The following is a 16,240-nucleotide window of genomic DNA, read 5'->3' on the forward strand; positions in this document are numbered from 1 at the left end:
CCGGGACCGTCGTGCTTCGACGGTCCCGGCACAGAGGAGGTCCTGCATGAAGAAATGGCTGACGCTGCTGGTGCCCTGCGTGGTTCTCGTCGCCGCCATCGTCTGGTGGAAGCGCGACGACCCGGGCAGGCCGGTCGCGCCGCGATCATCGGTTGAAGCGGCCGACGCCGTGTCCTCGCCCCTGGCCTCCCTGCAAGCCACGCCACAGGCGCAGGAGCACCTCGAGCGCCAGCGCTTCGAGGCCGATGCAAGAGACTTCTTCGCGCGCGCTTCCACCTTGGGTGCGATGGAACGGAGCGAACGCGCCGATGCGCTGGCGCGCCAGATCGACAAGTACGAAGCAGCGGGCGGTCTGTCCGCGGGCGAAGCCGTACTGTTGCGCACCGCGCTGGTCAAGGCCACCGTGGACGACCCCGCGCGGCAGGCGGAGGAAGTGGCGGCCATCGCCGACCGCTATCGCGCCCATGCCGACCGGCGCATGGCCGCCTTCCTCGAACAACAGCGCAACGACCCGCGCTTCCAGGCCTACAAGGCGCGCGAAGCGCAGGTGGTCGCCGAGGTGATGGCCGCCACCAAGATTCCCGCCGGCCTCACCCGCGACCAGTACCTGCGCCAGCGCCTGCAGGAAGAACGCGAGCGGGCGTATGCGCCGTAGAACCGGCTCGTTGCAGGAGCGACGTAAGTCGCGACCGCACGCTCTCCGCCGCCACCTCCCCTCGCTCACGCAACATGGCGACGCGGACAGGACGCTATCAGCTACGCATCCGCGATATTCAATTCATGCGGTCGCGACTTACGTCGCTCCGACAGAAGAGCAGAACGCCTCACCGCACCTGCCATGGCCGTTCGCGGATGCGGTACAGCACCAGGTAGACGCCGGACACCCACGCGATGCCCGCCGCCCAGCCGCCGAGGATGTCGGAGGGATAGTGCACGCCCAGGTAGATGCGCGAGGCCCCGACGCTCAGCGCGAACAGCGCGGCCAGCACGACGGCCGGCCAGCGCAGGCGCGTGTGCCAGCACAGCAGCACCACCACCATCGCCAGCGTCGCCGAGCCCATCGCGTGGCCGCTGGGAAAACTGAAGGTGTGCTCGGGCGCGATGGACTCCCAGAGCGCCGGCCTGTCGCGCTGGAAGAACTGCTTGGCCGCCATGTTCAGCAGGGCGGACCCGCCCAGCGAGACGCCGGCGAACGTCGCTTCGCGCCAGCGGCGCGCGGCCAGCAGGCCCAGCGTCAGTGCGATGTCGGCCGGAACCACGCCCCACTGGTAACCGAGCGCCGACACCACCACGAAGAAGCGGTCCAGGGTCGGGCCGGAAAGCGCATGCGCCTGCCAGAGCAACGCATCGTCGAAGTAGAAGTCTTCCAGCTCGTGGATTTCGTCGGCCAGCTCGACGAACAGCCACAGCGGCGCCAACAGGCACAGGAACAGCAGGACCAGGCGCCGGCCGTGTTCGCGGAACAGGCCGGCGATGAAGCGCCGCCCGTTCGCCAGCGTGTCAGCCGGCAGCACGCGCGTACTTGGCCTCGACGTAGCCGTCGATCAGGGCGATGAACTCCTGCGCGATGTTCTCGCCGCGCAGGGTGACCTTCTTCTCGCCATCGACGAACACCGGCGCCGCCGGCGCCTCGCCCGTGCCCGGCAGCGAGATGCCGATGTTGGCGTGGCGCGATTCGCCCGGCCCGTTCACCACGCAGCCCATCACCGCCAGCGTCATGTTCTCGGCGCCGGGATGGGTGAGCTTCCACTCCGGCATGCGGCCGCGCACGTGCTCCTGCACGACCTTGGCCAGTTCCTGGAAGAACTCGGAGGTGGTGCGGCCGCAGCCGGGGCAGGCCGTGACCATGGGCGTGAACGCGCGCAGGCCGGTGGTCTGCAGCAGTTCCTGCGCCACGATGACTTCCTGGGTGCGCGACTGGCCCGGCTCCGGCGTCAGCGAGATGCGGATGGTGTCGCCGATGCCTTCCTGCAGCAGCACCGCCAGCGCGGCGCTGGAGGCCACGATGCCCTTGCTGCCGATGCCGGCCTCGGTCAGGCCCAGGTGCAGGGCGAAATCCGTGCGCGACGCCATGTCGCGGTAGACGGCGATCAGTTCCTGCACGCCGCTGACCTTGGCCGACAGCACGATGCGGTCGCGCGGCAGGCCGATCTCGACGGCGCGTTCGGCCGAATCCACCGCCGAGCGGATCAACGCTTCGCGCAGCACGCGGCCCGCGTCCCACGGCACCTCGCGCGCATGGTTCTCGTCCATCAGCTGGGCGGCCAGGGCCTGGTCCAGCGAGCCCCAGTTGGCGCCGATCCGCACCGGCTTGCCGTAGCGGATGGCGAATTCGATCAACTGGGCGAACTGGGTGTCCTTCTTCTTGCCGAAGCCGACATTGCCCGGATTGATGCGGTACTTGGCCAGCGCCTCCGCGCAGGCCGGCTCGCCCGCCAGCAGCTGATGGCCGTTGTAGTGGAAGTCGCCGATCAGGGGCACCGAGATGCCCATCATCTCCAGCTTCTCGCGGATGCGCGGAATGGCGGCGGCCGATTCGGGGTTGTTGACGGTCAGGCGGACCATTTCCGAGCCGGCGCGCCAGAGTTCGGCCACCTGCTTGACGCTGCCGGCGATATCGGCGGTGTCGGTGTTGGTCATCGACTGCACCACCACCGGGCGGCCGCCGCCGACGGTGGCATTGCCGATCTGGACGGCCTGGGTGATGCGGCGCGGCCAGGGCGCGGCGTCGGTGGGAGGCGTGGGGCGGGTGACGGCGTCGTGCATGCCGGCATTGTACCGTGGGCGCCCCGCCCGCCTGCGACGCCCTGCCGCAGGCCGCGCGGGCGCGCTTGCACTAGCATGTACCGATGCCCAATACCCTGCTGACCACCACGCCGTCGTTCCTGCGCACGCTGTGCAACCTGCGCTGGGTGGCGATCGTGGGCCAGGCGGTGACGGTGCTGGTCGCGCTGGGGCCGCTGGGCATCGCCCTGCCCCGCTGGCCGCTGTGGGCCGGCATCGGCGCGCTGGCGGCGTTCAACGTGTACGCCACCTGGCGCAGCCGCCGGCCCGGCGGGGAGCGCCCGGGGGAAGCCTTCGCCCACATGCTGGTGGACGTGGCGGTGCTGTCGTGGCTGGTGGCCTGGAGCGGCGGCATCGGCAATCCGTTCAGCTCCATGTTCCTGCTGCTGATCGCCGTCTCGGCGCTGGCCCTGCCGCTGCGCTGGGTGCTGGCCACCGGCGTGGCCTGCCTGCTGGGCTACGTCATGACCGCCGTGTTCGGTCGTCCGCTGCCGCACCTGCATGGCGGCCAGTTCAACGTGCACCTGTGGGGCATGGCGGTGAACTTCGTGCTCTCGGCCGGCGTGGTGCTGTACTTCTCCACCCGCCTGGTGGCCGCGTTGCGGATGCGCGAACGGGAACTTGCGCGCCTGCGCGAGCGCTTCGCGCGCAACGAGGGCATCGTCGCGCTGGCCACCCACGCGGCCGCCGTGGCGCACGAACTGAACACCCCCCTGGCCACCCTGACGCTGCTGACCGAGGACATCCGCGAGCACGCAAGCGACGCCGACGTCCGCGACGACGCCGGCACGATGCGCCAGCTGATCGACGTGTGCCGCGACCGCGTACGCGCGCTGGCCGCCTCGGCCGACATGGGCGTGCACCAGCGCGTGGACCTGGACGACGTGGTGCAGCGCTGGCAGCTGATCCGGCCGACGGTGGAACTGCAGCGCACCGGCGCATTGCCCCCCTGGCTGGCCACCGACGCTTCCACCGGCCACCTGCTGCAGGCCCTGCTGAACAACGCGGCCGATGCCAGCCGCCAGGCCGGATCGCAACGGGTGGACCTGGACCTGCGCTGCGAGGGCGACGAACTGGTGGGCACCGTGCGCGACTACGGCAACGGCTTCCACGAATCGGTGCCGTTCCAGTCCGAGCAACTCTTCCGCACCAGCAAGCCCGAGGGCATGGGCGTGGGCCTGGCCCTGTCGCACGCCACCATCGAGCGGCTGGGCGGACGCATGACCATGCGCGCCGTGCCGCCGAAGGGCGTGCAGGTGCAGTTCCGCCTGCCGGTGGCGGGCAACGACGAATCTCCCTGATGCGAGGCATCCGATGAAAGGCCTGCTGGTCGACGACGACGAACTCTACGCGCGCACGCTGCAGCGCAGCCTGGCGCGCAAGGGCATCGAGACGGAAATCGCACTGGATGCGGCCAGCGCGCTGGCGCGGGCGCGCGAATATCAGCCCGACTTCGCCCTGGTCGACCTGAAGCTGGGCAGCGATTCGGGCCTGGCCCTGATCGAGCCGCTGCGCGCGCTGCGCGCGGACATGCAGATCCTGCTGGTCACCGGCTACGCCAGCGTCGCCACCGCCGTGGAATCGATCAAGCGCGGCGCCGACGACTATCTGCCCAAGCCGGCCACCGTGCCGACCATCCTGCGCGCGCTGGGCCTGGAAGCGCCCGCCGCCGGAGAAGACGGCAGCGCCACCGACGACACCATGACGCCGCTCAGCCGGCTGGAGTGGGAGCACATCCAGCAGGCGCTGGCCGAAACCGAAGGCAACATCTCCGCCGCCGCACGCCTGCTGGGCATGCACCGGCGCTCGCTGCAGCGCAAGCTGGCCAAGCGTCCCGGGCCGGAGCGTCGCTGGGTCGACGAATAGCGGCGGCCCGAAGGATCGCGGACCCACCTCTTCCAGCCGCATCGATGCATCGCCGCCCCCGCCATAGCGCGCCGCGTCCTGCACGCATGTCGTGGTCATCGCCGCATGCGCTCGCTCGCAGGACGATCCCGCTGGAAGCCGCCGCCGGCATCAGTAATGCGGCCTGGCACCGGCCGCACCGAGCGGCCTGACCTCGAACACGACCGGCATGCGGCCCGCGCGCTCGAACACGAGCGTCGCGTCCACCTGCCCGCCCGCCGGCAGCGCGCGCGTGGGCTGGATGAACATCAGGTGGTGGCCACCCGGCTTCAGTTCGGCGGTGGTGCCCGCGGGCAACGGCAGGCCATCGACCAGCTCGCGCATCCGGGCCACGCCCCCCTCGTCGCGCATCTCGTGGATCTCCACGCGCTGTGCCGCATGGCTCTCGACCGCCAGCAGGCGGTCATCGGCCGACGCGCCGTTGTGGAGAGTGAGGAAGCCGCCCGCCACCGGTGCGCCCGGCGGCGTTGCGCGCAGCCACGGCCCGGCCACGGTCACGGCGGCGGATGGCGGGGCCGGCTGCTGGGCTTCATGGGGAGACGGCTGGCATGCCGACAGCAGCAGGAACATCAGGCTGGCGAGGGAACGTTTCATGTCGTGGTTTCCGTATCGGGTGAGGATGAGAAGGTGTCGAACAGCGTCAGCGGACGTGCATGCGCGGCCGCGCCACCCAGGGCGCACAGGCCAAGCGCGCAGGCCCACGCGATCAGCCAGCCGGCGACGCAGAGGAAGAAGACCGTGTCCATGGGAATCCCGGGCGATGCGGTCAGAAGGTCTTGTGCAGCACGACTTCCCAGCTGCGCGGATCGCCGAGATAGACCATCGTGCTGCCCAGCGCGTACACCACGTGGGTGCGGTCGCCCAGGTTGCGGCCCCGCACGCTCAGCTCGGTGCTGCCGTTCCACTGGAAGCCCAGGTGCGCACCCCACGTGGCATAACCGGCCGTCGACAGCGTGTTGGCGGCGTTGGCGTAGCGCGATGAGACGCCGCGGACATCCAGGCCCGCCGACCAGCGCGGCCCGAAGGCGTAGTCCACCCACAGGTTGCCCACGCGCGAGGGCGTGTTGGTGGGGCGATTGCCGGCACGCGACACCGGCACGCCGCCCACGTTCTCGTAGAAATCATCGAGCGTGGCATCCACCCAGGCCAGGTTGCCCTCCACCTTCAGCGCGTCCAGCGGGCGCCAGCCGAACGTCGCTTCGACGCCCCGCGAGGACTGCTGGCCCACCGGCAGCGTCTGCCCCGGATGGGCGGGATCGGCGATGGCGAGGTTCCGGCGCACGATGCGGTACGCGGCCAGCGTGGCGAAGTGGCGCGCATCCGGTGACTGGATCTTGGCGCCGATCTCGCCCTGCCGCCCCGTGGTCAGGTCGAAGTCGCGCAGCGTGGCGAAGTTGGCGGTACTGAGGATGCCCGCCGGCGGATCGGCCGCGGTGCTGTACTGCGCATACACGCTCGCCTGCGGCGTGATGGCCCAGTTCAGTGCGACACGTCCCGTGGTGGGCGTGTACTCGCGTTCGAAGCGCGCGGGATTGGTGGCCGTGACCGCGCGGTGGTTCAGCACGTCCAGCACGATGCGGTCGCGGCGCAGCCCGCTCAGCAGCGACAGCGACGGCGTCAGTTCGGTCAGGTTCTCCAGGTACACCGCCTGCGTGTGCAACCGGTTGGTGCGGTCGGGCGTGTAGACGATCGAGGTGCCGGGCACGTCGAGGAAGCGGCCCGGCGTCACCGCATCGAGCGGCACGGTGTCCACCGTGGCCGACAGCGACAAGGGGAAGCGCGTCTGCCGGTTGTAGCTGACATCCAGGCCGGTCGCCCATTGCGTCGGCAACCCGAACAGCTTTCCGTCGTGGCTCCACTCCAGCCGGTTGCCGTAGACCTGCTGGTCGTGCCGCTGCAACAGCGTGCCGGAGCGGATGACGCCGTGGTTGTCGGCCGTCAGGCGATAGCTCTCGACGTTGCGGTAGTCGCGCAGCGCGTCGTAGTGGTAGACCGTGTTGCGCACGGTGTCGCGCTGGCCCGGCGTCCACTCCAGCAGCGAGCGTACCCAGCGTACGTCCTGCCCGTAGTAGCCGTCGGCGACGTTGTAGTTGCGCCCCACCGTCTGCGGCAGCACCGACAGGCGACCGGTCGCCGGCTGGCGCACCGGCGTGCCCCAGTAGGGACGATGACTGTCCTCCTGCTGGAACTCGACCGCCAGCGTGTGGCGCAGCGTGGGCGCCCACTGCTGCAGCCACGAAGCCGCCAGCGTCGAGGCTTCGCGTGCCTGCCCATCGACCCAGCTTTCGGCGTCGCGCGTGCTCGCATCCACGCGGATCGCTTGGCGCGCGTCGTCGCCCCCCGCGCGCACGTTGGCTCCCATCGCCAGCGTGCCGTCGCGGAACGAGCCCCACGAGGTCTGCAAGCCCGCTTCGTCGCGATCCAGCCGTGCCAGCCGGGTGAGGTAGTTGATCGTGCCGCCGACCGCGCCGGCGCCATACAGGAAACTCGAGGGCCCGCCGATCGCTTCCACCCGCTCGTACTGCCACGCGTCCACCGGACGCGCGGCGATGCTGGCGTACTGCACGTCGATGCCGTTGAACAGTTGGGTGATCTGGCTGCCGGAGAAGCCACGGTAGGTCACCGCATTGCCGTTGCCGGGCGGCGATGCCACGGTCAGCCCCGGAATGCCTGCCAGCGCCTCCTGCGTGGTGCGCACGCCGCGCGCATCCAATGTGTCGCGATCGATCACGGTGACCGACGCCGGCGTCTGCAGGACGCTCAGCGACAGGCGGGTGCCGGTGCCGGCCGCCTGTCCCGGGCCGGCCTTGTGGCCTTTGACTTCAACGGTGTCGAGCTCGGTGGCGCGCGCGCCATCAGGCAACACGACGGGTTCGGCGGCATGCGCGGACAGCGCCAGCGAGAGGGCCGCGGCAACGGCCACGGACAGGCACGACGCGCGCGGCGTCGCCCGGGACATCAGGGACATGGAAACTCCAAAGCACAAGGACGCGGCGCACGGGCCGCACGGTCAACCAGGGGTCTTGTGGTTCAGAGCAGGACGGGCGGCCCTTGTCCGCCCAGACCACGCAGGCGCAGCCGCCTGGCGCGTGGAAGCGTCACGACGCTCGCGATGACGTCCGCGGCGGGACGGGGGAACAGCAACGCGAGGGCCAGCAGCAGCAAGGGCAGCGCTGCCGCCAGCGTGCAGTACGCGCAATCGGCGCCCATCGGCATGCCGTCGGGCGATGGCGACTTGCCGACCGGCGACTCGGCGCGCGTGTCGACCCATTGGATGCCCTCGGTGGTGCAAAGCTCGGTCCAGCCGGCCAGCACCTGCGGCCCCTCGCTCGCCATCCAGCGCGTGATGGACGGCGCAAACGCCATCAGCAGCGCGGCCAGCAGGGCCAGCTGCAGCATCGGTCGGAGGAAGGCATGCGAACGCATCACCGCGGGATTCTAAGCACTAAGGCCCCTCGAGGTCAGATGCGACGGAATGTCGCACCCGGCTCGTCACGGCCACCGGACGCGTGCGCCGTGCAGGTCCGGCGCATCGCTGGACACATCGGTCCACACCAGCCATGCGGCCTCGTCGTGCCATTGCAGCCGCGGGATTCCACTGGCCCGTCCACGCGCGGACAGGGTGGCCACGCGCACGTGCTGCGTCTGCCGCCATGCGTCGTCGTAACGGCCCAGCACCAGCGCCTGGCGCCCGTCGGGCGTCTGTTCCAGCCAGCTCACCAGCTGCTGGCCGCCGCCGCGTGCCAGGCCCAGGCGACCGAGTACCTGCGGGCCCTTCGCCAGCGTCACCGGCGCGGCGAACGTATCGCCGGCGTCCGTGGAGCGCGCTGCCCGCAGCTCCGGCGCGCCCTCGGCTTCCGTGTACCACGCGACCCAGACCGTTGCGCCGTCGGCGACCACCACGGGCCCGTTCACCGGGCATCCCGCGATCCGCCAGCCGTCCGCATGCACGTCGCGCGGAGCCGTCCAGCGTTCGCCATCGAAGCGGACGATGCGCGTATCGCGGATCTCGTCGGTGCTGCGTCCCCGGTAGACCACCACGACGCCGCGCTCGGTCACGGCGGACGAGGTGGTGCAGCAGTCGCAGGTGGAGGTGTCCAGGGGCCACTCGGATTCCTGCCTCTCCCCCGCGCCGTAGATCGCGGCACGCAGCATCATGGGGGCGCCACCGCCGTGATGGCCGTCATCGTGATGCGCATGGGTGCCCCCGGCCGCCTTCTGCCGGCTGTCCAGCCAGGCGATGCCCAACCGGTCGCGCGCCTGCGGCCAGAAGGTGACGAAACCATGGTCGCCCGGCGTGCCGGCGGGATGCACCAGTTGCGGCGCGCTCCATGTCGCCCCGCCGTCGCCGGAACGCACCAGGTCGATGCCGTAGTCCATGCGCGAGGGCCCGGTGCTGCGCAGCCAGTGCGCCCACAGCGAGCCGTCCGGCAAGGCCTGGACATGCGGCGTGTCGGCCCAGTTGACGAACCACTTCGTGCCCTGGGCGATCGTTCGCGGCGCTTGCCAGTCCCCGGACTGCGCGGGACGACGGCTGAATCGCAGCCGATGCCCCCCTTCGTCCATCGGCTCCACCCAGCTCATCAGCAGCGCGCCGTCCGGCGCGGCGACCAGGTCGGGCTGCGCGGCATGGGCGGGCGACGGCAGGCGCAGGACTTCCACCTTGGGTGGAGTGGCGCCGACAGCGGGGGCCGGCGCGTCGGCGGGCGAACAGGCCGACAGCGCGAGGGTCAGCATCGGCAACACGGCACGCGACCAGCGGGACAAGGGCATGGGGAGGTTTCCGGCCATCGGGACCCCGGCATTCCATCACGGAATGCGGCCACCCGACTGCGACCGCGTGTCGCAGGCTTTCGCATCGCCCGCCGGCCCCACCGTTTATCCTTCCCGTATGACCGACACCGCCCGCGACATCCTGACGCCCACCCAGCTGAACACGCTCGCCCGCGACCTGCTGGAAGGCGCGTTCCCGCTGGTGTGGGTGGAGGGCGAACTGGGCAACGTCACCCGCCCCGCTTCGGGCCACCTGTACTTCACCCTGAAGGACGCGCGCGCGCAGGTGCGCTGCGCCATGTTCAAGCCCAAGAGCCAGTGGCTGAAGTTCGCTCCGCGCGAGGGCCTGCGCGTGCTCGCGCGCGGCCGGTTGACGCTCTATGAGGCACGCGGCGACTACCAGCTGGTGATCGACAGCCTGGAAGAAGCCGGCGAAGGCGCGCTGCGCAGGGCGTTCGAGGAATTGAGGGCCAGGCTCACCGCCGAAGGCCTGTTCGACGACGCGCGCAAGCGCGCCCTGCCCGCCCATGTGCGGCGTCTGGGCGTGCTGACCTCGCCCACCGGCGCGGCCGTGCGCGACGTGCTGAGCGTGCTGCAGCGCCGCTTCCCGCTGCTGGAGGTCGACGTGCTGCCCGTGCAGGTGCAGGGCGACACCGCGGCGGCGCAGATCGTGGACATGCTGCAGCGCGCGGCACGCAGTGGCCGTTACGACGTGCTGCTGGTGGCACGCGGCGGGGGCTCGCTGGAGGACCTGTGGGCGTTCAACGACGAGCGTCTGGCGCGCGCCATCGCCGCGTCCCCCGTGCCGGTCGTTTCCGCTGTCGGCCATGAGACCGACTTCACCCTGGCCGATTTCGCCGCCGACCTGCGCGCACCCACGCCCTCCGTGGCGGCCGAACTGCTGGTGCCGGACCGGCGCGACCTGCTGGCGCGCGTGCGGGTGCTGCAGCGCCGGCTCGCGACCACCCAGGCGCACCGACTGCGCAGCGCCATGCAACGCGCCGACCGCGCTGCGCTGCGCCTCAATGCGCTGCGGCCACAGGCGCGCCTGGAGATGCTGCGGCGTCGCCAGGCAGACGCCGCGCGTCGCCTGCATGCGCTGTGGCGCGACCAGCAGGCGCGTCGTCAGGCCGCGCTCCGCCATGCCGAGGCCGTTCTTCGCGCCCACGCACCCCGGCGTCGACTGGAACAACTGCGTGCGCGACTGTTGGCCCTCGCCCCCCGCCCCCAGGCCGCCGTCGCGCGCACGCTGCAACGGGATGCCCTGCGCCTGCGCGCGCTGGCACGTTCACTGGAAGCCGTCAGCCCGCTGGCGACCGTGGCCCGCGGCTATGCCTTGATCACCAAGGAAGACGGAACACTGGTGCGCTCAGTGGCGCAGGTGCAGCCCGGCGAGCGCGTGGACGCACAGGTGGGCGATGGCCGCCTGAAGCTGCGCGCCGAATCCTAGGGCCGGTCCACGGCACCCCACTTCAATGCGCGGCCGCCCGGACGTCCGCGCCACACCAGGAGCACCACATGATCACCCGCGAACAACTGGTCGAGATGTTCGACAACATGGCCCGGGAAACCTCCTGGGACCTGCGCAAGCCGCTGGTCTGGGGGTACTTCTTCACCCACCACGCGCGGCCTGCGCTGGAGGCGGTGGTACCGCTGCTGCAGGCGCAGGGCTACCGCGTCATCGCGCTGTACCTGGAGGACAAGGACGACCGCAAGGACCCGGACCTGTGGTGGCTGCATGTCGAAAAGACCGAAGTGCACACGCCGGACAGCCTCCACGAGCGCAACCAGGCCCTGTACCGCTTCGCCGAGGAACACGGCCTGGATGCCTACGACGGCATGGATGTGGGCGCCATCGACTGACGCGCCCCCCGCCCGTGAGCGCGGGCCGGACCCGAAGCCCACCCGCTCAACCCCGTTCTCCGACCCCGTGCGTTCGACTCCCTGTCCCACACACGGAGTCATGCCATGTCGCACCGTCTGACCGTTACCCTGCTGGCCGCCGCCCTGCTGGCCGCCTGCCAGTCCAGCCCCACCGCACAGCACCCGGCCGAAACGGAGGCGACGGCCGCCGCTGCCGACGCCGCTCTCACCCAACAGGCCGCGGCGGCCGCACGCAGCGAGCAGGCCACGCTGGACAGCATCGTGGTGACCGGAACCAGCCTGCACCGCGAGCAGGCCAAGGCCGCCCTGCCCACCCGGCACGCCTATGCGCCGCCTGCACCGCCGGCTCCGGTGATGGCGATGGAATACCGCAGCGCACACGCGCCCGTGGCCCTGCCCGCCGCGCCGGCCAACACCGAGAAGTACGCCGAACGCGACGACAACCCGGTCAGGCGCACGCTGGACCAACCCGTCTCCACGTTCTCCATCGATGTGGACACCGGCAGCTACAGCAACGTGCGGCGCATGCTGCGCGAAGGGCAGCGTCCTCCGTCGGACGCGGTGCGCGCGGAGGAATTCATCAACTACTTCCGCTACGGCCATGCCGCGCCGACCGAGCGCGGCCGTCCGTTCAACGTCACCACCGAACTCGCACCCGCGCCCTGGAACGCCAGGCGCCAGCTGCTGATGGTCGGCATCAAGGGCTACGACGTGCCCAAGGCCACGCTGCCGCCGGCCAACCTGGTGTTCCTGCTGGACACCTCCGGTTCGATGGAATCGCCGGACAAGCTGCCGCTGCTGAAGCAGTCCTTCGCCCAGCTGGTGCCGCAGCTGCGCCGCCAGGACCGCGTGAGCATCGTGGTGTACGCCGGCTCGGCCGGACTGGTGCTGCCGCCCACGCCGGGCGACCGGCACGGGGAGATCCTCGGCGCCCTGGACCGCCTGCAGGCCGGCGGCAGCACCAACGGCGGCGACGGTATCCGGCTGGCCTATGCCATGGCGAAGCAGGCCTTCGTCAAGGACGGCGTGAACCGCGTGATCCTGGCCACCGATGGCGACTTCAACGTCGGCACCGTCAGCCAGGATGCGCTGGAAACGATGGTGGCCGACCAGCGCAGGTCGGGCATCGCACTGACCACGCTCGGCTTCGGCACCGGCAACTACAACGACGCGTTGGCCGAGAAGCTGGCCGATGTCGGCGATGGCAACCATGCCTACATCGACACCCTGCAGGAAGGCCGCAAGGTGCTGGTGGACGAGATGCAGTCCACCTTGCTGACCATCGCCCGCGACGTGAAGATCCAGGTGGAGTTCAACCCGGCGGTGGTGTCCGAGTATCGCCTGATCGGCTACGAGAACCGCGTGCTGGCCAACGAGGATTTCGCCAACGACAAGGTCGATGCCGGCGACATCGGCGCGGGCCACGAAGTCACCGCGCTGTACGAAATCACGCCGGCCGGCAGCGGCGCCGACCGCCTGCCCGCGCTGCGCTATGGCGACAGGCAGGTGGCCGCCGGCACCCCGACCGACGAAGTCGCGCACGTGCGCCTGCGCTACAAGCTGCCGGGGCAGGACAGCAGCCGCCTGATCGAAACCCCGATTGCACGCACCTCGCTGACCACGCAGCCCAGCGACGCCTTCCGGTTCGCCAGCGCGGTGGCGGCCTACGCCGACCTGCTGCGGGGCGGCCGGCGCATCGACGGTTGGGACTGGCGCGACGTGGCCCGCGCGGCACGGCAGGCCCGTGGCCGCGACCCGCACGGCCTGAAGGCGGAGTTCGTCGACCTGGTCGACCAGGCACGGCGGCTGGTCGCGGTGCCGGACGATGCGCCCGCCATCGCGGGCGAATGAGTCGCGCGCCGGGGGCGGCACGGACGCCGCCCCTCCCGCACCGCCCGGCCTACACCGTGTCGACCACGCCGACCTGCTCCAGGTTCGCCGTCGGCCGTCCCAGCAGATAGCCCTGGCCCAGATGGCAGCCCAGCTCGATCAACGCGCTGCGCTGCTCCTCGGTTTCCACGCCTTCGGCGATGGTCTCGATGCCCAGCGTGCCGGCCAGCGCCAGGATCGCGCGCACCAGCGCCAGGCTCTCCGGCCGCGCTTCGGCCCCCAGTCCCGACACGAAGCTGCGGTCGATCTTCAGCACGGAAATCGGGAAACGGTGCAGATACGACAGCGCCGAGAAGCCGGTGCCGAAGTCGTCCAGCTGCGCCAGGATGCCGTGCTGGCGCAGCGTGCGCAGGATGCGCAGCGTGCGCGGGGCGTCGTCCAGCAGCGCGACTTCGGTGATCTCCAGCCGCAACCTGGCCGGATCGGCGCCATGGGCCTCGAACATCGCCAGCAGGCGATCGCCGAAGTCGGGCGAACGGAAATGCCGCGGCGACACGTTCACCGAGATGTAGCCGTCCACGCCCCGCGCGATCTGCCGCACCACCTGCTCGTACAGCAGCCAGTCGACCTGTTCGATCAGGCCGCTGTCCTCGCCCAGGCCGATGAACTCGGCCGGCAGCAGCAGGCCGCGGCGCTCGTGCTGCCAACGCAGCAGCGCCTCGTGGCCGATCACCCGGCCGTCGTCCATGCGGCGGATGGGCTGGTAGAACGGCAGGAAATCGCGATGGTTGATCGCGCGGCGCAGGTCGGCTTCCAGGTCCAGGCTCTGCATCGCCGCTTCGCGCATGGCTTCGTCGAACAGGGCGCAGCGGTCGCGCCCCTGTTCCTTGGCGCGGTACATCGCGGCATCGGCGTCGCGCAGCAGCTCTTCGCCGTTGCGATAGCGCGGGTGCCACACGGCGATGCCCAGGCTGGCGGAGGGAAACAGCTCGCGGCCGGCCACCCACATCGGCCGCCCCAGCACGCTCAGCAGGCGCTGCGCGAACTCGCGCACGTTCTCCACGCCCTCGGTGTATTCCACCAGCAGGGCGAATTCGTCGCCGCCCAGCCGCGAGACCACATCGTCCTCGCGCACGCTCATGATGATGCGCCGCGCCACCTCCACCAGCAGTTCGTCGCCGGCGGCGTGGCCCATGCTGTCGTTGACCAGCTTGAAGCGGTCCAGGTCGAGGAACAGCACGGCGAAGGCCTGGCCGTCGCCATGCCGCGCTCGCTCGATGGCGGCCGACAGCCGGTCCAGCAGGTGCGGACGGTTCGGCAGCCCCGTCAGCGCATCGTGGGTCGCCTGGTAGGTGAGCTGCTGCTCGGCGCGCAGGCGCTCGCCGATCTGTGCGCGCAGCTGGTGGTTGGCTTCGGCCAGTTCGCGGGTGCGCTCGTCCACCCTGCGTTCCAACTCGGCATGCGCGCTGCGCAGGCGCTCATGGGTGCGCTGCCGGTCCAGTCCGTTGCCGATGTGGTGGGCCACGAAGGTCAGCAGGTTCTGGTCGTGCGAGGTGAACTTCACCTCTTCGGTGTAGCTCTGCACCACCACCGTGCCGACCACGTCCTCGCCGCGGAACAGCGGCACGCCCAGCCAGCTGTATGCGGGCGGGCCGTGCTGTTGCAGCTTGCCCTCCCCGGCCAGCTGGGCGATCACCGGGCGGTCGGCCAGCAGCGGCCGGCCCGTGGCGATCACGTACTCGGTCAGGCCGTTGGTCATGCGCCGCGACTTGCGCATCGGGTCGCGCTCGTCGATCGAGTACGGAAAGTTGAGCTGTTCGCCATCGTCCGAGACCAGGGCGATGTAGAAGTTCCGCGCATTGATCAGTTCGTCCACCACCGTGTGGACGTCGGCATAGAAGCGTTCGAGGGTCTCGGAGGTGATGGCGAGCTCGGTGATGCGGAACAGCGCGCGCTGCAGCTTCTCGGCACGCTTGCGCTCCATGATCTCGGCCTGCAGCTCGCGGTTGGCGCGCTGCAGCTCGTGCGTGCGCACCGCCACGCGATGCTCCAGCTCCACGTGCGCATGCTTGCGGTCCAGCGCGGTCAGGATGTGCTGGGCCACGTAGCCCAGCAGCGCGCGGTCCTCGTCGGCGTAGCTGGCGGGCGCGTCGTAGCTCTGCACGACGATGGCGCCGCAGACGCGGTCGTCGCGGCGCATGGGCACGCCCAGCCAGTCCAGGCTGTCCGGCCCGTGCGAGGGGTCGCGAATCACGCCCAGCTTCTGCCGGATCACCGCCGACGGTCCACGCAGGGGCTGACCGTGGCGCAGCAGCGCGAACGTCATGCTGTTGGCCATTTCCTCTTCGCCGAACTCGCGTTCCGGCTCGGCGACGTACGGATCGCGCTGGTCGGCGAAGTACAGGAACCGGACCGTCCGGCGCTGGTCGTCGTAGAGGACGATGTAGCAGTTCTCCGCGTACATCAGCGAGTTCACCACCGCATGGATGCGGCGGAGCATCTCGGGCATCTCCAGGTCGGCACCGGCCAGGTCGGCGATCTCGTAGAGGGCCTGCTGCAGCCGCTTGGACTTCTCCAGGGACACGATGCGCGCCTGCGCGCGCGAGGCGTCCAGGGTGGTTTCGAGCAGGGTGCACGCCAGCGCGAGCCATGCCGCTTCCTGGTCGGCCGGTCCGGTCCGGGACCCGGCCATCGCCAGGGCCATGCGGGCGTTGCCGTCGGCGTTGTCCCAGGCGTGCACGCGCAGATCCGGATCGTCATGCTCGGCCGCGTCGGCCAGGGCCTGGTCCGCACGTCGGCGCAGCGCGGCCGATGCGCCCGGCGAGGCGGCGCTGCCACCGCCCAGTGCCCAGTCGCGCCAGCACACCGCCAGCTCCGCACCCGGCGGCAGCAGGCCGCACAGGATCGCCGCGATCCGCTCTGCGGGCGACGCGGGCGTGCTGACCGGATTGTCTGCGCTCACCGATGGCGTAGGCATGGCCGTGTCCCGACAGAGACGGTACGTGTTCCTGGATATCCCCCGTGGCGAGCATACCGCCAGCCGGGTCCTGAACGGAAACGGCCA

The 16,240-nt window shown here is 70.6% G+C and carries 14 protein-coding genes; 6 read left to right on the forward strand and 8 right to left on the reverse strand.

What is annotated here, in order from left to right; all coding sequences use genetic code 11:
* The first annotated feature begins 46 nt into the window (after positions 1–46).
* Positions 47–655 (forward strand): hypothetical protein, encoded by a 609-nt coding sequence (locus tag MUU77_RS11345; protein ID WP_245086866.1) that lies wholly within the window; start codon positions 47–49, stop codon positions 653–655.
* Between the two features lie 169 nt (positions 656–824).
* Here the strand turns inward: MUU77_RS11345 and MUU77_RS11350 are convergent, their stop codons facing one another.
* Together MUU77_RS11350 and ispG are read right to left on the reverse strand one after the other, a co-directional pair.
* The gene (locus MUU77_RS11350; protein WP_305852539.1) at positions 825–1,496 is read right to left on the reverse strand and encodes a phosphatase PAP2 family protein; all 672 of its coding nucleotides are present in this window, start codon (positions 1,494–1,496) and stop codon (positions 825–827) included.
* A gap of 4 nt (positions 1,497–1,500) precedes the next feature.
* Entirely contained in the window at positions 1,501–2,766 is a 1,266-nt protein-coding gene (gene ispG, locus MUU77_RS11355) for a flavodoxin-dependent (E)-4-hydroxy-3-methylbut-2-enyl-diphosphate synthase (RefSeq protein WP_245086868.1), read from the reverse strand.
* A 95-nt stretch (positions 2,767–2,861) separates the two neighbouring features.
* On the opposite strand from ispG, the gene MUU77_RS11360 reads away from it, so the two are divergent.
* On the forward strand, positions 2,862–4,085 hold the full coding sequence (locus MUU77_RS11360; RefSeq protein WP_245094413.1) for an ATP-binding protein: 1,224 nt from the start codon (positions 2,862–2,864) through the stop codon (positions 4,083–4,085).
* 13 nt (positions 4,086–4,098) lie between these two features.
* Complete coding sequence (locus MUU77_RS11365) at positions 4,099–4,650, forward strand: response regulator transcription factor (RefSeq protein WP_245086870.1); 552 nt, start codon at positions 4,099–4,101, stop codon at positions 4,648–4,650.
* Between the two features lie 150 nt (positions 4,651–4,800).
* Here the strand turns inward: MUU77_RS11365 and MUU77_RS11370 are convergent, their stop codons facing one another.
* The 5 genes from MUU77_RS11370 to MUU77_RS11390 all read right to left on the reverse strand — a co-directional run bounded on the left by MUU77_RS11370 (position 4,801) and on the right by MUU77_RS11390 (position 9,462).
* On the reverse strand, positions 4,801–5,283 hold the full coding sequence (locus MUU77_RS11370; RefSeq protein ID WP_245086872.1) for a copper chaperone PCu(A)C: 483 nt from the start codon (positions 5,281–5,283) through the stop codon (positions 4,801–4,803).
* Positions 5,280–5,435: a hypothetical protein gene (locus MUU77_RS11375; protein WP_245086874.1), complete on the reverse strand. Its 156-nt coding sequence runs from the start codon at positions 5,433–5,435 to the stop codon at positions 5,280–5,282. The genes MUU77_RS11370 and MUU77_RS11375 overlap by 4 nt, the downstream gene beginning before the upstream one ends.
* A 20-nt stretch (positions 5,436–5,455) precedes the next feature.
* Complete coding sequence (locus MUU77_RS11380) at positions 5,456–7,657, reverse strand: TonB-dependent receptor (RefSeq protein ID WP_245086876.1); 2,202 nt, start codon at positions 7,655–7,657, stop codon at positions 5,456–5,458.
* A 62-nt stretch (positions 7,658–7,719) separates the two neighbouring features.
* Complete coding sequence (locus MUU77_RS11385) at positions 7,720–8,115, reverse strand: DUF2946 family protein (RefSeq protein WP_245086878.1); 396 nt, start codon at positions 8,113–8,115, stop codon at positions 7,720–7,722.
* A 66-nt stretch (positions 8,116–8,181) separates the two neighbouring features.
* On the reverse strand, positions 8,182–9,462 hold the full coding sequence (locus tag MUU77_RS11390; protein ID WP_245086880.1) for a sialidase family protein: 1,281 nt from the start codon (positions 9,460–9,462) through the stop codon (positions 8,182–8,184).
* Positions 9,463–9,580: 118 nt separating this feature from the next.
* Here MUU77_RS11390 and xseA point away from each other — a divergent pair, with 118 nt between their 5' ends.
* The 3 genes from xseA (at position 9,581) to MUU77_RS11405 (ending at position 13,197) form a co-directional block, all read left to right on the forward strand.
* Positions 9,581–10,912 carry an exodeoxyribonuclease VII large subunit gene (xseA, locus tag MUU77_RS11395; RefSeq protein WP_245086882.1) on the forward strand — a complete coding sequence of 444 codons (1,332 nt, stop codon included), beginning with the start codon at positions 9,581–9,583 and terminating at the stop codon, positions 10,910–10,912.
* 68 nt (positions 10,913–10,980) lie between these two features.
* Positions 10,981–11,325, forward strand: coding sequence for a ribonuclease E inhibitor RraB (locus MUU77_RS11400; RefSeq protein WP_245086885.1), 345 nt, complete (start codon positions 10,981–10,983; stop codon positions 11,323–11,325).
* A 105-nt stretch (positions 11,326–11,430) separates the two neighbouring features.
* Positions 11,431–13,197, forward strand: coding sequence for a VWA domain-containing protein (locus tag MUU77_RS11405; protein WP_245086887.1), 1,767 nt, complete (start codon positions 11,431–11,433; stop codon positions 13,195–13,197).
* A gap of 49 nt (positions 13,198–13,246) precedes the next feature.
* Here the strand turns inward: MUU77_RS11405 and MUU77_RS11410 are convergent, their stop codons facing one another.
* Positions 13,247–16,153, reverse strand: coding sequence for an EAL domain-containing protein (locus tag MUU77_RS11410; RefSeq protein WP_245086889.1), 2,907 nt, complete (start codon positions 16,151–16,153; stop codon positions 13,247–13,249).
* Positions 16,154–16,240 lie beyond the last annotated feature (87 nt).

The sequence above is a fragment of the Pseudoxanthomonas sp. F37 genome (assembly GCF_022965755.1).
In the GTDB taxonomy this organism is placed as follows: Bacteria; Pseudomonadota; Gammaproteobacteria; order Xanthomonadales; family Xanthomonadaceae; genus Pseudoxanthomonas_A.

Excerpts from the sequence above, each read along its gene's own strand:
- MUU77_RS11345 (WP_245086866.1), top strand. The coding sequence starts at position 47 with ATGAAGAAATGGCTGACGCTGCTGGTGCCCTGCGTGGTTCTCGTCGCC.
- ispG (WP_245086868.1), bottom strand. The coding sequence starts at position 2,766 with ATGCACGACGCCGTCACCCGCCCCACGCCTCCCACCGACGCCGCGCCC.
- MUU77_RS11365 (WP_245086870.1), top strand. The coding sequence starts at position 4,099 with ATGAAAGGCCTGCTGGTCGACGACGACGAACTCTACGCGCGCACGCTG.
- MUU77_RS11370 (WP_245086872.1), bottom strand. The coding sequence starts at position 5,283 with ATGAAACGTTCCCTCGCCAGCCTGATGTTCCTGCTGCTGTCGGCATGC.
- MUU77_RS11375 (WP_245086874.1), bottom strand. The coding sequence starts at position 5,435 with ATGGACACGGTCTTCTTCCTCTGCGTCGCCGGCTGGCTGATCGCGTGG.
- MUU77_RS11380 (WP_245086876.1), bottom strand. The coding sequence starts at position 7,657 with ATGTCCCTGATGTCCCGGGCGACGCCGCGCGCGTCGTGCCTGTCCGTG.
- MUU77_RS11385 (WP_245086878.1), bottom strand. The coding sequence starts at position 8,115 with ATGCGTTCGCATGCCTTCCTCCGACCGATGCTGCAGCTGGCCCTGCTG.
- MUU77_RS11390 (WP_245086880.1), bottom strand. The coding sequence starts at position 9,462 with ATGCCCTTGTCCCGCTGGTCGCGTGCCGTGTTGCCGATGCTGACCCTC.
- xseA (WP_245086882.1), top strand. The coding sequence starts at position 9,581 with ATGACCGACACCGCCCGCGACATCCTGACGCCCACCCAGCTGAACACG.
- MUU77_RS11400 (WP_245086885.1), top strand. The coding sequence starts at position 10,981 with ATGATCACCCGCGAACAACTGGTCGAGATGTTCGACAACATGGCCCGG.
- MUU77_RS11405 (WP_245086887.1), top strand. The coding sequence starts at position 11,431 with ATGTCGCACCGTCTGACCGTTACCCTGCTGGCCGCCGCCCTGCTGGCC.
- MUU77_RS11410 (WP_245086889.1), bottom strand. The coding sequence starts at position 16,153 with ATGCCTACGCCATCGGTGAGCGCAGACAATCCGGTCAGCACGCCCGCG.